At 65.6% G+C, this 16659-nt stretch carries 14 protein-coding genes; 6 read left to right on the top strand and 8 right to left on the bottom strand.

Features of this window, described 5'->3' with window-relative positions:
• Positions 1–70 precede the first annotated feature (70 nt).
• The gene (locus GQY20_RS22325) at positions 71–841 is read right to left on the bottom strand and encodes an SDR family NAD(P)-dependent oxidoreductase (RefSeq protein WP_157219372.1); all 771 of its coding nucleotides are present in this window, start codon (positions 839–841) and stop codon (positions 71–73) included.
• 90 nt (positions 842–931) lie between these two features.
• On the opposite strand from GQY20_RS22325, the gene GQY20_RS22320 reads away from it, so the two are divergent.
• Genes GQY20_RS22320 through GQY20_RS22300 form a run of 5 tightly spaced genes read left to right on the top strand, consistent with a single transcriptional unit; the run spans position 932 to position 6441 of the window.
• The gene (locus GQY20_RS22320; protein WP_157219371.1) at positions 932–1780 is read left to right on the top strand and encodes an enoyl-CoA hydratase/isomerase family protein; all 849 of its coding nucleotides are present in this window, start codon (positions 932–934) and stop codon (positions 1778–1780) included.
• A gap of 25 nt (positions 1781–1805) precedes the next feature.
• Positions 1806–3782 (top strand): oxidoreductase, encoded by a 1977-nt coding sequence (locus GQY20_RS22315; RefSeq protein WP_157219370.1) that lies wholly within the window; start codon positions 1806–1808, stop codon positions 3780–3782.
• 13 nt (positions 3783–3795) lie between these two features.
• Positions 3796–4584 (top strand): SDR family NAD(P)-dependent oxidoreductase, encoded by a 789-nt coding sequence (locus GQY20_RS22310; protein ID WP_232476197.1) that lies wholly within the window; start codon positions 3796–3798, stop codon positions 4582–4584.
• A 10-nt stretch (positions 4585–4594) separates the two neighbouring features.
• On the top strand, positions 4595–5695 hold the full coding sequence (locus GQY20_RS22305; RefSeq protein WP_157219369.1) for a Gfo/Idh/MocA family protein: 1101 nt from the start codon (positions 4595–4597) through the stop codon (positions 5693–5695).
• On the top strand, positions 5695–6441 hold the full coding sequence (locus GQY20_RS22300) for an SDR family NAD(P)-dependent oxidoreductase (RefSeq protein WP_157219368.1): 747 nt from the start codon (positions 5695–5697) through the stop codon (positions 6439–6441). Before GQY20_RS22305 ends, GQY20_RS22300 begins: the two co-directional genes overlap by 1 nt.
• 139 nt (positions 6442–6580) lie before the next feature.
• Here the strand turns inward: GQY20_RS22300 and GQY20_RS22295 are convergent, their stop codons facing one another.
• The 3 genes from GQY20_RS22295 to GQY20_RS22285 form a co-directional block, all read right to left on the bottom strand.
• Positions 6581–9013 carry a TonB-dependent receptor gene (locus GQY20_RS22295; RefSeq protein WP_157219367.1) on the bottom strand — a complete coding sequence of 811 codons (2433 nt, stop codon included), beginning with the start codon at positions 9011–9013 and terminating at the stop codon, positions 6581–6583.
• A 140-nt stretch (positions 9014–9153) separates the two neighbouring features.
• Positions 9154–10380 carry an acyl-CoA dehydrogenase family protein gene (locus GQY20_RS22290; RefSeq protein ID WP_157219366.1) on the bottom strand — a complete coding sequence of 409 codons (1227 nt, stop codon included), beginning with the start codon at positions 10378–10380 and terminating at the stop codon, positions 9154–9156.
• Between the two features lie 18 nt (positions 10381–10398).
• Positions 10399–11493, bottom strand: a complete 1095-nt coding sequence (locus GQY20_RS22285; RefSeq protein ID WP_232476196.1) for a phosphotransferase family protein — start codon at positions 11491–11493, stop codon at positions 10399–10401.
• 103 nt (positions 11494–11596) lie between these two features.
• Here GQY20_RS22285 and GQY20_RS22280 point away from each other — a divergent pair, with 103 nt between their 5' ends.
• The gene (locus GQY20_RS22280; RefSeq protein WP_157219365.1) at positions 11597–12403 is read left to right on the top strand and encodes an enoyl-CoA hydratase/isomerase family protein; all 807 of its coding nucleotides are present in this window, start codon (positions 11597–11599) and stop codon (positions 12401–12403) included.
• A 177-nt stretch (positions 12404–12580) separates the two neighbouring features.
• On the opposite strand, the gene GQY20_RS22275 is transcribed toward GQY20_RS22280, so the two are convergent.
• The 4 genes from GQY20_RS22275 to GQY20_RS22260 are packed head-to-tail and all read right to left on the bottom strand — an operon-like array spanning position 12581 to position 16636.
• A complete protein-coding gene (locus GQY20_RS22275; RefSeq protein WP_157219364.1) occupies positions 12581–13750 on the bottom strand; it encodes a lipid-transfer protein in 1170 nt (389 codons plus the stop codon).
• 10 nt (positions 13751–13760) lie between these two features.
• Positions 13761–14192 carry a Zn-ribbon domain-containing OB-fold protein gene (locus tag GQY20_RS22270; protein WP_198351123.1) on the bottom strand — a complete coding sequence of 144 codons (432 nt, stop codon included), beginning with the start codon at positions 14190–14192 and terminating at the stop codon, positions 13761–13763.
• Between the two features lie 10 nt (positions 14193–14202).
• Positions 14203–15216: a DUF7064 domain-containing protein gene (locus GQY20_RS22265; protein WP_157219362.1), complete on the bottom strand. Its 1014-nt coding sequence runs from the start codon at positions 15214–15216 to the stop codon at positions 14203–14205.
• A 7-nt stretch (positions 15217–15223) separates the two neighbouring features.
• Positions 15224–16636 carry a phosphotransferase family protein gene (locus GQY20_RS22260; RefSeq protein ID WP_157219361.1) on the bottom strand — a complete coding sequence of 471 codons (1413 nt, stop codon included), beginning with the start codon at positions 16634–16636 and terminating at the stop codon, positions 15224–15226.
• Positions 16637–16659: the final 23 nt, after the last annotated feature.

The following is a 16659-nucleotide window of genomic DNA, read 5'->3' as shown; positions in this document are numbered from 1 at the left end:
ATCCTGACTTTTGCCAGTATGATGGAAAAAGGCTCCGAGCTTAGCACATCGTCCAATTACCCCTTCCCCCTCACGGCCGGATCGCGCTCGCCCCGTCCACATTGAGCTCCTGCCCAGTCGTGAAGCTCGACGCATCGGACGCCAGCCACAGGCAGGCCTCGGCCACCTCCTCCACCTTGCCCATCCGTCCCATCGGATGAATCGCGGAAAAATGCGCATAGGCTTCCTCGCGCGGCAGGCCTGTGTCCGCCAGCGCCTGCTCGAGCATCTCCGTCTCGGTGCCACCGGGATGAAGGCTGTTCACACGGATCGGCAAGCCCGCCGCAGCGCATTCGAGGGCGAGCACCTTGGTGAAGCTGGTCAGCGCCGCCTTCGACGTCGAATAGCCGGCGAAGCCCGGCATCGGGCGCTGGGCGAACACCGAGGAGACATTGACGATGCTGCCCGGCTGCCCGCTCCGCTTCATGAGCGGCAGCGCCGCGCGGCAGCCGTGGAACGGCCCGTCGAGATTGACCGCAAATAGTCGACGCCAGGATTCGAGCGACGTCTCCTCGGTCGTCCCCTGCTCGGTGATGCCAGCGCAGTTGACGAGGATGTCGAGCTGTCCCCAGCGCGCGTCGACAGCGGCGACCGCCGCGTCCCATGCAGCAGTATCGGTCACCTCCAGCGTGAGCGCGAGCGCGGCATCGCCGATCTCGCCAGCCAGCGCTTCCGCCGCCGCAATCCGCCGCGCCGCGACCGCGACCCGTGCGCCTTCACGTGCGAAGCGCAGCGCGATCGCCCGCCCCATGCCGCGCGTCGCGCCCGTAATCAGCGCGATCTTGCCCGCCAGCGCAGACATAACCTCTCCTTCTCTCCGTCGATCGGTTCACCGGATTTGGCGTGGCCGCGCACCGCATTCCAGCGGCTCCGACGCTCTGCGCGGCGGCGCATGAGCCAGTGCGAGACCAGACAAAGCCGGCGCTGGCCCCGCAAGGTATCGCCAGAGGCACGACCGAGGAGAACAGTCATCATCGCCGACTTCACCACGCTTCGGCTCACCATCGATGAGGGGATTGCCGAAATCCATCTGGCCCGGCCGGAGTTGCTCAACCGCTTCGACGCGGTCGCGCATGTCGAGTTCGTCGCTGCGCTCCGCCGGATCGCCGCGACCGAGGGCGTCCGCGTGCTGATCGTGGCGGCGGACGGTCGTGCCTTCTCGGCCGGTGGCGATTTCGACGAGATGCTGGACGCGCATCGCTCCGCCAGCATCCGCGACCAGATGATGCGCGATGCGCGCAATGTGCTCAACGGCCTGATCGACCTGCCGTTGCCAGTGATCTCCGCGGTGCAGGGCGCCGCGATCGGGCTCGGCGCGACGATCGCCAGCATGGCCGACATCGTCGTCGCCTGGCGCGGCGCGAAGATTGCCGACACCCATGTCGCGGTCGGCCTCGTGGCGGGAGACGGCGGCGTGATCGCCTGGGCGCAATCGATCGGACTCAACCGGGCCAAACGCTATCTGCTGACCGGCGACATCATCACCGGTGAGCAGGCCTATGCGTTTGGCCTCGTTACCGAGCTGGCCGAGACGCCTGAAGATGTCCTTCCCGCGGCACGCGCCATAGCCGGGCGGATCAAGGCGCTTCCGGCGGAAGGCGTGAACGGCACCAAGCGCGCCTTTGCGACGATGACGCGCGCGCGCATGGGCGAAGCTTTCGAACTGGGCATCGCCCTCGAGATGCAGTCGATGGCCCATCCCGATCTCGCGGAAACTGTGGCCCGCCTGCGCCAACGCTGAGCGGCCCCTACGGGCAGGAGAGACCGTGGCCTATACGCATGTCGACAAGCCGATCCGGATCGGCGCGATCGAGCTCAAGAACCGCATCTTCCGCCCGGCGCACGGCACCGTGCTCGGCCAGGGGACGATGAACGAACGGCTGATCGCCTATCATGAGGCACGGGCGCGCGGCGGCGCGGCGCTGTCGATCCTGGAGGTAGGCTCGGTCCACCCGACCTCCGCATTCTGCCTCAACATCTTTGATCCTGCGATCGAGGGCGGCATGCGCGAGCTGGTCGATCGCTGCGCACCGCACGGCATGCGGATCTTCCAGCAGCTCTGGCATGCCGGCCAGCACATCGTGCCGGCGGACGGCTCGCCGCCCTGGGCACCCTCCGACAACCCCGGCGTCGAGACCGGCATCGTGCCGGTCGCGATGACCAAGACGATGATCGACACGATCATCGGCGCCTATGTGGACTGCGCCGTGCGCATGGAGCGCTATGGCCTCGATGGCGTGGACGTCCACTGCGCGCATGGCTACCTGCCCTCGCAATTCCTCTCGGCCAACACCAACAGGCGCGAGGATGAGTATGGCGGCCCGTTCGACAACCGCGCCCGCTTCATCCTGGAACTGCTCGCCGCGATCCGCAGCGCCGTCTCGGCCGACTTCGTCGTCGGCGTGCGCGTCGCGCCCGATCTCACTGTCGGCGGTAACGATGTCGACGACAATATCCGTATCGCCCAATTGCTGGAGGCACGCGGGCTGATCGACTATGTCAACGTCTCGATCGGCAACTACAACAGCTACACCAAGATGGTCGGCGGCATGCATGAGCCGATGGGCTATGAGATGCCGACGAGCGTGCCGATCACCCGCGCGGTCAAGCTGCCGACGATGGTCGTCGGCCGCTATCGCACGCTGGAGGAGTGCGATCAGCTGATCCGCGACGGCGATGCCGACATGGTCGGACTGGTACGTGCGATGATCGCCGACCCGGATCTGGTCAACAAGAGCCTTGCCGGCAAGGCGGACCGCGTGCGCCCCTGCATCGCCTGCAACCAGGCATGCGTCGCCAATGTCGTCTATCTCTGGCAATCCGGCCTGCAATGCACCGTCAATGTCGGCGCAGGCAACGAGCAGACATTGGGCGATCACCGGCTGGTTCCTGCCGCCGAGCCGAAGACCGTGCTCGTCGTCGGCGGCGGCCCCGCCGGGCTGGAGGCGGCGCGCGTGGCCGCGCTGCGCGGGCACAAGGTGATCCTCGCCGAGGCGGATTCGCATCTCGGAGGCACGCTGCGCGCTGCGGCGAGGGCGCCGACCCGGCACCAGATGGGCGATATCCTCACCTGGCTCGAGGAGGAGGTCTATCGCCTCGGCGTCGAGGTTCGCCTGTCGAGCTATATGGACGAGAATGACGTGATCGATACTGGCGCCGACGCGGTGATCGTGGCGACGGGATCGCTGCCGCGGATGGATGGCGTGATCGGTTCGCATCCTGGCCAACCCGTCAAGAACATCGATCGCAAGGGCGTGATCTCACCGCTGGAGCTGTTCATGTATCCGCCGGAGGATCTTGGGCGCTCCGCAGCGGTGATCGACGATGTCGGCCATTATGAGGGCATGGCTGCGGCCGAGCATCTGATCCAGAAAGGCCTTTCCGTCACCTATGTCACCCGCCAGCGGATGTTCGGCCAGCTGATCCAGGGCGCGCTGATGGTCGAGCCGTTTCTGACACGTATGGCCGGCAAGCCGTTCCGCCAGATTACCCGCATGCGCCCGATCGCGATCGAGCCGGGCCATGTCGTGATCGGCCCCGTGGTGCTGACCGACGAGACGACCGACATCGAGCGACTGGAGGCCGACACGGTGGTGATCGTTACCGCCAACCGCAGCAACCGCCAGATCTTCGATGCACTGTCGGAGCGCAACAGCGACATCAGGGTCGTCGGCGACGCCAACTCGCCGCGCTTCCTCGAAACCGCGATCCGGGAAGGGCATATTGCGGGCGCGACAATCTGAAGTGGGGATGATCATGCAGCTTGAAGGAAAGACGGCCGTCGTGCTGGGCGCCTCCGCGGAGGCAGGCACCGGCTGGGCGATCGCGGAGCGCTTCGCGGCCGAGGGCGCCAGGGTGATCGTCGCCGCGCGGCGCGAGGAGCCGCTCAGGAAGCTCGCCGGCAAGATCGGCGGCATCGCGCAGCGCTGCGACCTTGCCAGCGAGGCGGACATCACCGCGCTCGCTGAGCGCGCCTTCGCCGAGTTCGGCAGTCTCGACATCGCGGTCAATGCCGGCGGCTTGCCGGTCGGCGGCACAATCGCCAACACGCCGCTCGGCGACGTCGAGACCTCGATGCAGGTCAATTTCTTCGGCAGCCTCCACTTCGTCCGGCAGATGGCGAAGGCGATGCCGAACGGAGGCTCGATCATTCTCTTCTCGTCGATGGCGGCGACCCACCCGCTCGAACATGTCTATGGCTATGCCTGCGCCAAGGCGGCGGCCGACTGCCTGGTGCGCTATGCCGCCCAGGAATTCGGCCCGCGCGGGATCAAGGTGAATTCGATCCTGCCCGGCGCGATCCGATCGGAGATGTCCGGGCCGCTGTGGGCAGTCGATGGAATGGAGCAGAGCTGGGCCAAGGAGGTGCCGCTCGGCCGGATCGGCATGCCTGCCGATTTTGCCGATGCGGCTTTGTGGCTCGCCGGCCCCTCCTTCGTCACCGGCCTCAACCTCCAGATAAGCGGCGGCAACCAGATCGCCCGCTTCCCGACCACCGCCGAACGCCCGGCGCTGGCCGGTGTCGATCCGACCAGCGGCGCCTGAGGGGATCGATATGACAAAGATCGGCGTCGGCCTGATCGGATATGAGCCGGGGCGAAGCTGGGCAGCGCTCGCGCATGTTCCCGCTCTGCGCGCCCTCGACGGCTATGCGATCGCCGCGGTCGCGACGACGCGGCCGGCCTCGGCCGCGGCGGCGGCGCGCGACATCGGTCTGCCGATGGATGCGGCCTTCACCGACGCCGCCGCGCTCGCCCGCGATCCGCGCGTCGATCTCGTGGTGGTGACGGTCAAGGTGCCCCATCATCGCGAGCTGATCGCGGCCGCGCTCGCTGCCGGCAAGCATGTCTTCTGCGAATGGCCGCTCGGCAACGGTCTTGCCGAGGCGGAGGCGATCGCCGCAGATGCGCGAAAAGCCGGCGTCGCCCACATGGTCGGCCTGCAGGCCTGTATGGCGCCTGCCGTCCAGCAGGTACGCGCGATGATCGCCGAAGGTTATGTCGGCGAGGTGCTGTCGACCACCCTGATCGGATCCGGGATGCAATGGGGCGGCGCGGTCGACCGGCCCAACGCCTATATCGTCGATCGCGCCAATGGCGCGACCCTGCTGACCATACCGTTCGGCCACACGGTCGACGCGCTCTGCTTCGCGCTGGGCGAGTTCCGCTCGCTCTCCGCCACGCTGGCGATCCGCCAGCCCGAAGTCCGCCGAGTCGACACGGGCGAAATGCTGACCAAGACGGCTGCGGATCAGATCGTGGTCGGCGGCACGCTGGAGAGCGGAGCCGTCGCCGCCATCCATTATCGCGGCGGCATCGCGCGGGGCACGCGCCTCTCATGGGAGATCAACGGCACCCACGGCGACTTGCAGATCACCGCCGAGGGCGGCCACGGCCAGATCTTCGATCTCAGCCTCGCCGGGGCGCAGGGCGAGGCGCGGCGGCTCGAGCCGATTGCGATTGCCGCGCCGCATCGCTGGGTTCCCGGATCGCTTTCCGGCCCGTCCGTCAACGTGGCGCAGCTCTATGCGCGCTTCGCCGAGCATTTGCGCGGAGCCCCGCGCGCTTATCCCGATTTCGACGATGCCGTCCGCCGGCACCGGCTGATCGATGCGATCGAGCGTTCGGCGGCGGAAGCCCGGACCGTGGCACTGTGATGGCGATCGAGGAGAGCGTGCTGCGCCTCGACGGCAAGCGTGCGCTGGTCATCGGCGGATCGAGCGGGATCGGCAACGGCATAGCCCAGCTCTTTCGCGCACAGGGCGCCTCGGTCCATGTCTGCGGCACGCGGGCCACCCCCGCGGACTATGCTGCGACGTCAGGCTCCGATCTCGACGGGCTCGACTATTCGCAGCTCGACGTCGCCGACGCCGCTGCGATCGATGCCTGGAATCCAGGTTTCGACCGGCTCGACATTGTCGTTCTCGCACAGGGCGCGGTCGAATATCGGCGCAAGGAGTTCGAGATCGAGACCTTCCGCCGCATGATCGACGTCAACCTCAACAGCGTGATGCATATCTGCACCAAATTCTATCCCCTGCTCAAGGCCGTGGGCGGCACGATCATCATCATCAGTTCGATCGGCGCCTACAAGTCGGTGATCGGCAATCCCGGCTATGCGGCGTCCAAGGCGGGCGTGGTCGGACTGACGCGAACGCTGGGCGACGCCTGGGGGCATGAGGGCGTGCGCGTCAACGGCATCGCACCGGGCATGATCGCGACGAAGATGACCGCCGTGACCACCGAGCATCCCGACCGACTCAAGGCCGCCCTGGCGACCATCTCGCTCGGCCGGCTCGGCCTGCCCGAGGATGTCGCCCGCGCCGCGCTCTACCTGGTCTCCCCGCTTGCCAGCTATACGACCGGCCAGACGCTGATCGTTGACGGTGGGCGGAGCTTGTAACGTCAGAATCCGCCCTCACGGGAAGAGAGGCCGCGTGTAACGCGCGGAGGCGTGCCCGCTCGCCAAATTCGTCACGTCGATTGTCAAAGAAAGCCCGCCGACCGCATCGGTCGGCGGGCCCCTCGTCGCGAAATCCGGCTCAACGGCCGAAGCGATAGCTCAGGCGCATCATCAGTTCGCGTCCCCGGCCCACGGAAGCGGCGGTATCGGCCAGCGTGCCCACCACCGCGGCGCCCGGCGCGGAACCGGTAAAAGGCGTGTCGCTGCTGCGCACGAAATAATATTCGTTGGTGAGATTGCGGCCGATGAAGGCGACCTCCCAGCGGTCATTCGTCTCCGCGAGCCGGACCGTCGCGTCGACCAGCTCATAGCCCTTCTGGATACCCCCGGGCGTATTGGTCGTATCGGTAAAATATTTGTCGGTGTGGCTGATATTACCCGAAATACCGATCTTCATCCCGGTGCTGATCGGCGTTTCATAGTTGAACCCGGCATTACCGGACCATTTTGGCGCACGGACGAGCGGTTGGCCGCTCAGATCCTGCAGCAAGGCGACCTGATGAGTAACGCGACTGACCTGGTTGAAACAGGTCGTCGACGATTGGCCGCGATAGCAGCTCGCCTGATAGTCGAGATAATAGCCCTTGTTGTAGCTGACCGCGGCGTTGAGCGAGAGGCCCCTCAGCGGCGTGCGGTAGGTCGCATCGAATTCGACGCCCTTCGTACGGACGCTGCCTGCGTTGCGCAATTCCTGCTGAACGCCCATCGTCGTGACACCGACCTGCAGACCGGTCGTTCGGTAATTATAGGCGGACAGGTTCAGCCGCAGAGCATGATCGAACAGAGACGCCTTGATGCCGCCTTCATAGCCGCGGGTGATCTGCTGATCATAGGTCACCTGCTGGGTGCCCGCGATCACGCCCGCAGTCGGCGTCAGGGCGCTGAAGCCACCCGAGAGGAAACCCTCCTTATAGGATCCGTAGAGCGTCAGATCCTTGGTGGGACGCCAGGACAGGGTCGCCTCCGGCGATAGGTTATTGAAGCTCACCCGTCGCACGAGATTCGGATTGGTGAGATCCACCAGCACCGTCGGGGCAGTAGCAAAAGCTGTCTGCAAAGTCGGCAGTGTCTTCTTCTCGTAAGAATAGCGCGCACCGACCGATAGTTCCAGCGTCGGGATGATATCGACCATTGCCTGGCCAAAGATGGAATAGGCAGTCCCATTCTGCACATAATTATATTTGTTCACGAATATCGGGTTCACCGTGTTCCGCAACGTCGTAGACGCGCTCCGGGCATAGGAATCCTGATACAAGCCACCCAACATGAAATTGACCGGACCATCGAAGCTGCTAGCGAGCCGGAGCTCCTCGCTCGTCTCCCGCAGATCCAACTCGTTAAGGCTGGCGAGTATTTGCGCTGGGGGCGTAGCGGAATCATAGTAATTCTGCGTAAAATTGCCGAGATTGCGCAACTTGACCTTATAATATCCTGTGACTGACGTCAGCTTCAGATTGTCGTTGAGATCGTAATTCAGCTCCAGGCTGCCCAGAATCTGATATTGATGCAGATAGCTGTGCCCATCGGCCGGAAAGACCGGATCATAGCCCGCGATATTGGGGCTGAAATCGCCGACGCCCACCTTGTTGTCGGCCTTGCAGTCGTCGATCGGCAGGCCGAGCGCAGCCGGCGGCGATCCCTGCGGATGGCCCAATGGACAGGAGACATATTGGGTGTTCGCCGTCGATGCCGTACCGCGGAGCCTGCTGTAGTTGAGCTTTGCGCGCGCCTTGAACGGGCCGCCATTGTCGAACTTCAGCGTACCGCGTACCGCCCAGTCGGTCTTGTTGGGCGAGCGGGAATGCTCGGGCGGAAAAATATTCGCGGTTCCCGTCTGCGGCGCATAATTCTTCGCCCAACCCTTCATGTCGGATAGCGAGCCGGCGATGCGAAAGCCAAGGCTGTCGGTCAGCGGTCCCGAGACATAGCCTTCCGTCCGGATTTCACGGGCCACGAATTCGTAGCCGGTCGTCAGCTTCGCCTGGAAGTTCGGCGTCGGGTCCGCCGAACGGATCGAGATGATACCCGCCGGGCTGTTCTTTCCGAAGAAGAGCGCCTGTGGCCCCTTCAGGACTTCGACCTGCTCGACATCAAGTTCGGACATGCGGCGCACCGTGGCACGGCCGATACCGACGCCGTCGACATTGAACGAGACGGCCTGATCGTTGAGCGGGTTATTGTCGGCACCCGCCAGACCGCGAATGGCAATGATGCCGCCCTGCACGGTACCGCCGCCTTCACCCACGATCAGCGTCGGGACCAGGCGAGCGATGGCGTCGACATTGTTGATGGCGCGGCGCTGCAGCTCGGCCGCGCCTACCGCGGTGATGCTCACCGGCACCGCAATCGAGGTCTCGTCACGCTTGCGCGCCGTGACGATGATGTCGTCCACGCCCCTCGACGCGTCTTGGGCCTGCGTGGCTTGCTCCTGCGCCAGAACGGGCGCGGCTGCGAAAAATGTCCCGCCCGCAGCGGTGGCGAGCAAAGCGACGCGCAATTGCCTGATGTTCATTTGACCTCCCCCTCTCTTTCTATCCAGATAGACCACGATTATTGTTGCCGGACATCATAACGGTGCGGAGTCCGCAGGGCGTTGACTGATCTTGCATGCGAGCTTGACTTTGCAGATCGGCACCGGTGATTTCCGCCTCTCTATCTCTCCTCATATTTTGCGCGCTCCAGCCGCGCGATGGTGCGGGCGTGCACTTCGTCCGGCCCGTCGGCGATGCGTAGCGCGCGAACCCGCGCGAACAGGGCGGCGGTGCCGGCGTCGCTGTCGAGCCCGCCCGCGCCATAGGCTTGGATCGCGTCGTCGATGATCCTGAGCGCCATGCGCGGCGCCGCCACCTTGATCATCCCGATCTCCAGCCGCGCCACCTTGTTGCCGACTTTGTCCATCATGTCGGCGGCCTTCAGCGTCAAAAGCCGCGCCATCTCGATATCGATCCGCGCCTGTGCGATACGCTGTTCCCACACGCTCTGGTCGATCAGCCGGCGGCCGAAGGTGGAGCGGCCGATCAGCCGGCGCACCATCTTCTCCAGCGCGACTTCCGCCATGCCAATGATGCGCATGCAGTGATGGATGCGTCCCGGCCCCAACCTGCCCTGCGAAATCTCGAAGCCGCGCCCCTCGCCCAGGATCATGTTCGCCGCGGGTACGCGCACATCGTCCAGCGCCAGCTCGAAATGCCCATGCGGCGCATCGTCATAGTTGAAGTTGGTCAGCATCCGGCCGATTCGCACGCCGGGCGTGTCGATCGGGATCAGGAGTTGCGACATCTGCTGATGGCGCGGCGCATCAGGATTGCTGCGGCCCATCAGGATGATCAGCTTGCAATGCGGATCGCCGACGCCGGAGATCCACCATTTGCGGCCGTTCACGACATAGTCGCCGCCGTCGCGGGTGATGCGCGTCTCGATATTGGTCGCGTCGGACGAAGCGACGTCGGGCTCGGTCATCGCAAAGGCCGATCGGATCTCGCCGGCCAGCAAGGGCCGCAGCCACCGCTCCTGCTGCTCGGGCGTGCCGTAGCGGTGCAGCACTTCCATGTTGCCGGTGTCGGGCGCGGAACAGTTGAACACCTCCGACGCCCAGGTGATCCGCCCCATCTCCTCGGCGAGCGGCGCATAGTCGAGATTGGAGAGCCCCGCGCCCCTGAAGTCGCCATGATCATGCTCGGGCGAAGGCGGCAGGAACAGGTTCCAGAGGCCCGCCGCGCGCGCCTTGGCCTTCAGCGTCTGCAGGACGTCCGGCTGCCGCCAGCGCTCCTCGGCCAGCGCGACCTGATAGGCAGGCACCGCCGATACGACATGATCCGCCATGAAAGCGCGCACTTGGCGCTGGAGATCGCGCTGGCGGGGAGAAAGGTCGAAATCCATGACTGTGATGCGTCCCGTTCAGGAAGTTGCGATGATGCGGCGCGCTTCGTCGAGCAGCGCGACGGCAGCGCGGTGCAGCCGCTCGCCCGTCGCAGGATCGGCGAGGCCGGCCTGCGCTCGGGCGTGGCTGCCTTCGAAGATGAGGCCGAGCTTGTAGGCGGAAAGCACCATGAACCACGGCAGCTCGGCGAGATCCCGCCCAGAGCGCTCGGCATAGCGTGCGATCAGCTCGGCGCGCGTCGGAAAGCCGTCCAAGGGCTCGACGCGCATCGTATAAGGGGTACGCACCCCATCCTCCGGCCAACTCAGCAGCAGCCGGCCGAGATCGACCAGGGGATCACCGAGCGTCGCCATTTCCCAGTCGACGATCGCCAGCAGCCCGCCGTCCGGGCCGTAGATCAGGTTGCCGATATGATAGTCGCCATGGATGATGCCGGGCTGGCACCGCGCGGGCAGATGCGCCTCCAGCCAGGCCCCTACCGCCGCCACGTCGCCGAGCGCCGCAGGGCCGCTCCAGCCTTCGAAGCGCGCATAGCCGGCGAGCTCGTCGGCCCAGCGGCCCACCTGGCGCTCGAGGAATCCGTCGAGCCGCCCGAAATCGCCGAGACCGGCAGCCTCGTGATCGACGGTCGCAAGCAGGGCGAGGCCGTCGATCAGCTCGATCCCCATGCGGTGGCGCATCGCAGGGTCGTCCTGCGCTCGGGCCGGCATCTCCGCCGTCGGGTTGAAGCCGTCGACCGGCTCCATCAGGTAAAAGACCGCGCCGAGCACGCTTTCGTTCTCGCACGCCGCAATCAGGCCAGGATGCGGCACCGCGCTGCCCTGCAACGCACCGAGCAGCCGGATCTCGCGGCCCATCACGCGATTGCTGGTCGGACGCGGATTGGCGGGCGGCCGGCGCAGCACATAATCGCGCCCCGCCCGACGGAAGCGCAGCAGGATGTTCTGCGTGCCGCCGGCAAGCTGCCGCGGCGCCTCGATCGCGCCGGAGCCGAGGCCATGGGCATCCATCCACGCGGTCAGGGCGACGGAATCGATCGATGCGGGAAAATCGGTGATGGCGGCCCCCTCCAGATGCTCGCCGCCGTTTCGCACGCCCGTGCCTTCGCGCAACGCAAGGTGCGAATCCTGCCGCTACAGCCAATGCGTGCGCCGGCTCGGGGCAAGACGAGCGACGCGACGGAGCCTATGGCTTCAAGGATCAGCGGAGGTGGCCATGCGCGAAGACGATCCCATCCTGACCGAAACCGTCGCGGAGGGAGTGACCGTGCTGCGGCTCAACGCGCCGGCGCGGCTCAACGCCTTCACCCGCGAGAGCGTGGCACTGTTCAACGAGACGATCGACGCCATCGCCAAGGATGCTTCGGTGCGTGTGCTGATCATCACCGGATCGGGCCGCGGCTTCTGCTCGGGCCAGGACGTCGCCGCCGCCGACGCGCGCAACCGCGTCGCGCCGAGCGGCGTGGTCGAACGGCTGTTCTGGCAGGAGCAGTTCACCGGCATGGGCCGGCGGCTGCGCGCCATGCCGCAGGTGGTGATCGCGGCAGTGAACGGGCCCTGCGCGGGCGCCGGCTTCGCCATCGCGCTCGCCAGCGACGTGCGCATCGCCGCCCGTTCCGCGCGCTTCATGATCGCCTCGGTGCGGCTCGGCCTCTCGGCGGGCGAGAGCGGGATGAGCTATTTCCTGCCGCGGCTGATCGGCGCCTCGCGCGCCTTCGAGATCATGCTGACCGGCCGGCCGGTCGGCGCCGAGGAGGCTGAACGAATCGGGTTGTGCGCACGGCTGGTCGAGGATGGCGCCGCGGTCGATGCGGCAATCGCCTTCGCCGCGGACGTAATGGCGAATAGCCCCTTCTCGATCGCTCATACCAAGCGGCTTATGTGGGACAATCTCGACGCGCCCTATGCGGCAGCGGTCGAGATGGAGAATCGGACGCAGATGCTCGCGTCGCTGACCGACGACTATAAGGAAGCGACGGCGGCATTCACGGAGAAAAGACCGCCGCGCTTTCAGGGGAAGTGAGGAACAGAGCCCACCCGTTTGGGCCGAGCCTGTCGAGGCCCTCCCTTCGTCCTTGATTCCGAGGTAAACAGAAAGAGGGAGAGTGCTTCGACAAGCTCAGCGCGAACGGGGCAAGGGTTGCGATTTCATCCGTTATCCCGACTTTCGTCGGGATAACGGAGGGAAAACGCCTGCGCGCTACCCGTCGATCCCCAATATCGCCGCGCTGGTCGGCACTCCGCTCCCCGCCGAAACCAGCACATTATGCACGCCGGCGACCTGGTTGACCGCCTGTCCGCGCAGCTGCCGCACCGCCTCGGCTACACCGTTCATGCCGTGGATATAGGCCTCGCCGAGCTGCCCCCCATGGGTGTTGACCGGCAGCGTGCCGTCCACTTCGATATTTCCGCCCTTGATGAAGTCCTTCGCCTCGCCCCGCGCACAGAAGCCATAGCCTTCGAGCGAGGTGAGCACGGTCGGTCCGAAATGATCGTAGAGGATCGCGACCTGGATATCCTTCGGTGTCATCCGCGCGGTCTCGTAGAGCTGTCTTGCGGCAGCCGCGCATTCGTCACGCGGAGAAATATCCGCGCGATAGAAGCTCGCGAGGCCGAGCGTGCCCGCGGGGGAGCCCTGCGCGGCCGCGCGGATCAGCACCGGCTTCTGCCGCAGCGCGCGTGCCCGCTCGGCGCTGACGACGACGACCGCGACACCGCCGTCGCTTTCCTGGCAGCAGTCGAGCAGACGCAGCGGATCGGCGATCATCCGCGACGCCTGGTGATCCTCGACGGTGATCGGCTTGCCGTAGAAGAAGGCGTTGGGATTGGTCGCGGCATGCTTGCGCGCCACCACCGAATAGTTGGCGAAGTCGCGGCTGGTGGCCCCGGTCTCGTGCATGTAACGGCGCATCATCATGCCGATCATCGCGGCAGGCGTCATCAGCCCGGCAAAGCCATGATAGGCGAAGACGACATTGTCGCTGGTCGGCGGCAGCCCCGACATCGGCGTGCCGAAGCGATATTCGGAGCGTTCGTTCATCGCCCGGTAGCAGACGACGATATTGGCGACACCGGTGCTGATCGCCATCGCCGCCTGCTGCAGAGGCCCGCAGGTGCCGCCGCCACCCTGCGGGATACGGGTGAAGAATTTAAGATCCCTCCCGCCGATCGCGCGGAAAATCTCCTGCTCCGAATTATTGTCCATGGTGAAGGAGGACATGCCGTCCACCTCCGACGGATCGATCCCGGCGTCGGCGAGTGCTGTAAGCGTCGCCTCGACGGCGAGGCGCAATTCGCTCCGCCCCGAATTCTTCGAGAATTCGGTCGCGCCGATGCCGGCAATGGCGGTCTTGTTTGCAAAATCTGCCATGGGCGGCCTTTCAGCTCAGGCGGAAACGATAGGCGGCAACGTCGCCGCGGCGGAGGAATTCGGCGGTGACGGGCGCACCGACCTGCAAGTCATCCGGCGCGGTGCCGTCCATCGCGGCGACCAGGCGCACGCCCTCCGCAAGGTCGACCACCGCGATCGGATGCGGCGTCTCGAAGCCAGGCAGCGGTGGATAATGGTGGATCACGAAGCTGTGGATCCGACCTTCGCCCGATACCGGCACCGCTTGCCAATCGAACGAACGGCATTCGGCGCAGGCCGGCGTCGGCAAGCTGCGCAACGCACCGCAACCGCCGCATTTCTGGATCAGCAGCTGCTCTGCCTCCAGCCCGCGATAGAAGAAATCGAAATCCCGGTTCGAGCAGGGCGCGTTATGCCCTCGCCCCGCGACGGCCTCGCCGCCTGCATCACCCCCGTAAGCCATAGTCCCTCCTTCACTCGACCGGCTTGCAGCGCCGGGCGACATAATCGTTCCACTGTACTTCCTGGGTCTCGCCCCAGCCGGTCACGCCCGGAAATTGGGGCGAGGTCCAGCGGGTGAGCCCGCAATGGCAGAGCGCATTCTGCCAGCTATGCCAGGGATTGCTGGCGATCACCTCGCCCTCGAAGCGGAAGCTGCGGCCATCGTCCGCGACGCAGTCGATGATGTTGCGCAGCGGCCGGAGCCCGTCTTCGGCGCGATGGGTGATCTTCGACAGGCTATGCAGCCGCAGCATCGTGCCATGATCGTAGATCCACGCGTCGCTCATCAGCTTGTCGCGCGGGACATCGTAGAGGCCGACCCAGTCCGGCTTGAGTTCGGGATCGTCCATGCCCGAGATGCAGAAGGAGAATTGTTCCGAGAAGGCGCCGTTCATCCAGGTGTAGGGCGGGATCTTATGGCCGCCCTCGGGCCGGCGCTCGCCCCAGCTGCGGTCGCGGATCGCAAGATTGTCAAAGGCATAGTCGCGCCCCTCATAGACCACCTTGCCGACGGCGCGCATCGTTTGCTCGAAATGGCGGTCGTTGCCGCGCACGACCGGCGGCTGCACCGCGGTCTGCACCATATCGAGGCTGAAGCCGCGATCGACATTGTCATATGTGATCCGCGCCCGGCGCATCGGTTCTTCGAACGTTACGGTAAGACCGTTATCGAGGCGGATATTGCCGTCCTTGTCGAAGATCGTGTCCGGCGTGAAGTTGCGGAAATCGAACAGCTCGGCGGCGAGATGCTCGCGCTTGTGCCCGAAATGGGCGAAGAGGCCGCCGGTGCAGAGATTGAGATTGGGATGCGTCCAGATGTGGATGAACCCGTGCAGTTTCGCTTCGGGCTCGTAGAAGTTCCAGTACCAGGTCTCCGTCATCTCGAAATGCTTCTCGGGCTGATTCCGCCCGTGATAGAAATCGTCCTGGTCAGTCGTCTTGCCGAAATCCAGGCTGCTCTTGGTCCACTCGATCGTCTCGCTCATCCTGGTCTCAGCCTCCGATGATCGCGTCGAGCACGGCGATCTCATATTTGGGGATGTAGATGGTGCCGGCGACCGACAGGGCGACGTCGGTCACCTGCGGCATCAGCAGCGAATTGAGCGAGCCGAGGCAGGCGACGAGGTTGCGCACCTCGGTCCATACCCCGAAATAACGCGCGCCGCCTTCGTCGAAACTGAAGCCGCACTCCGCCCCATAGGTACCGATGAACCGGTCCCAGCAGCCGATCTGTTCCATGAACGGCCGGAACATGACCAGGTCCTCGACCGGATCGCCGATGTGGCTGAACTCCCAGTCGAGCACCGCGACCAGCTTGGGCCCGGCCATGAGCATGTTGTGGAAGCCGAAATCACCATGCACACGGCAGGCGGGGCGGCCGGCGAGATCGTCGAGATGCGTCTCCAGCCAGGCGAGGCCGAGGCTGAGGCCGGGATGCGGCGCGCGCTCGCGCTCCCGCATGCGGCGCCTGAGATCCGCGATCTCGGCGCGCAGCACATCGCGCACGTCGGCGTCGGGCTGTGCGGTGCTGCGGTGGAGCAGCGCCAGCGCATGGGCGAAAGCGTCGGCCCACGCCTCGCGCTCGGCCGTATCGGCGAGTACCGCCTGGTTCGCAGGCTTCCCAGAGACATGGCCGACCGCCATGAACGCCGTGGCGAAGGGCGCCGTATCCGTCTCCAGCCACAAAGGCTCGGGCACCGGCATGCCGAGCGCATGCACTTCCTGCAGCACGGCGAACTCGTTGGCGACGCTCGATCCGGTCGGCAGGCCATAGCCGTCCTTGCGGATGACGATCGTCTTCGGTCCGTCCCCCTCGTCCAGCCGGACGATATAGGTCTCCTTGGAATAGCCGCCCATCAGCCGCTCGACCGAAAACACCTCAGTCGACCGGTCGGGAAAGCGGCGGCGCAGATAGGATTGCAGCCCGGGCGCGGTGATGTAGATCACGATGCCCTCGGCCGCCTCAGCCTTGTCGCCGCGCCCGCCCTGATAGGTGCTGCGCGTGCCGGCGCCGACCACCGGGTCCATCGGCTCGTGATAGCCGACCAGGAAGTCGCGGAGCTGCTGCACGACCGCCACGTCGTCGGCAACCGATGCGGGCGCGGTCTCGATCAATCCGGCGAGATGCGAGCCGACGCCGCTTTGCCAGGCGTCCGCCCAGGTGCGTGCCGGCACGGCGCCGGACGCCGCCATCACTGGACGCAGCGCTTGAACGAGCGCGGCCTCGTCTGCGCGCACCTCCGCGAGCTTCACCGGATCATAGCCGCTGCGGTTGAGCTCATAGCCGAGCGCGGTCACCGCCATATGCACCTCGGTGACATGATCGTCGTGCAGCGTCCCCGATTCCACCAGCCGCTTCAGCACGCCGTGCGCCGCCGCGACGACCTTCCTCCCAATCTCGTCCATCACCCTTCCTTCTATCCGATCCC

Origin of the sequence: Flavisphingomonas formosensis, from assembly GCF_009755815.1 — a bacterium.
Taxonomy (GTDB): domain Bacteria; phylum Pseudomonadota; class Alphaproteobacteria; order Sphingomonadales; family Sphingomonadaceae; genus Flavisphingomonas; species Flavisphingomonas formosensis.
This window is presented reverse-complemented; position numbering and strand designations above follow the sequence as displayed.

Excerpts from the sequence above, each read along its gene's own strand:
- GQY20_RS22300 (WP_157219368.1), top strand. The coding sequence starts at position 5,695 with ATGGCGATCGAGGAGAGCGTGCTGCGCCTCGACGGCAAGCGTGCGCTG.
- GQY20_RS22290 (WP_157219366.1), bottom strand. The coding sequence starts at position 10,380 with ATGGATTTCGACCTTTCTCCCCGCCAGCGCGATCTCCAGCGCCAAGTG.
- GQY20_RS22260 (WP_157219361.1), bottom strand. The coding sequence starts at position 16,636 with ATGGACGAGATTGGGAGGAAGGTCGTCGCGGCGGCGCACGGCGTGCTG.
- GQY20_RS22275 (WP_157219364.1), bottom strand. The coding sequence starts at position 13,750 with ATGGCAGATTTTGCAAACAAGACCGCCATTGCCGGCATCGGCGCGACC.
- GQY20_RS22325 (WP_157219372.1), bottom strand. The coding sequence starts at position 841 with ATGTCTGCGCTGGCGGGCAAGATCGCGCTGATTACGGGCGCGACGCGC.
- GQY20_RS22295 (WP_157219367.1), bottom strand. The coding sequence starts at position 9,013 with ATGAACATCAGGCAATTGCGCGTCGCTTTGCTCGCCACCGCTGCGGGC.
- GQY20_RS22305 (WP_157219369.1), top strand. The coding sequence starts at position 4,595 with ATGACAAAGATCGGCGTCGGCCTGATCGGATATGAGCCGGGGCGAAGC.
- GQY20_RS22320 (WP_157219371.1), top strand. The coding sequence starts at position 932 with ATGAGCCAGTGCGAGACCAGACAAAGCCGGCGCTGGCCCCGCAAGGTA.
- GQY20_RS22310 (WP_232476197.1), top strand. The coding sequence starts at position 3,796 with ATGCAGCTTGAAGGAAAGACGGCCGTCGTGCTGGGCGCCTCCGCGGAG.
- GQY20_RS22270 (WP_198351123.1), bottom strand. The coding sequence starts at position 14,192 with ATGGCTTACGGGGGTGATGCAGGCGGCGAGGCCGTCGCGGGGCGAGGG.
- GQY20_RS22280 (WP_157219365.1), top strand. The coding sequence starts at position 11,597 with ATGCGCGAAGACGATCCCATCCTGACCGAAACCGTCGCGGAGGGAGTG.
- GQY20_RS22265 (WP_157219362.1), bottom strand. The coding sequence starts at position 15,216 with ATGAGCGAGACGATCGAGTGGACCAAGAGCAGCCTGGATTTCGGCAAG.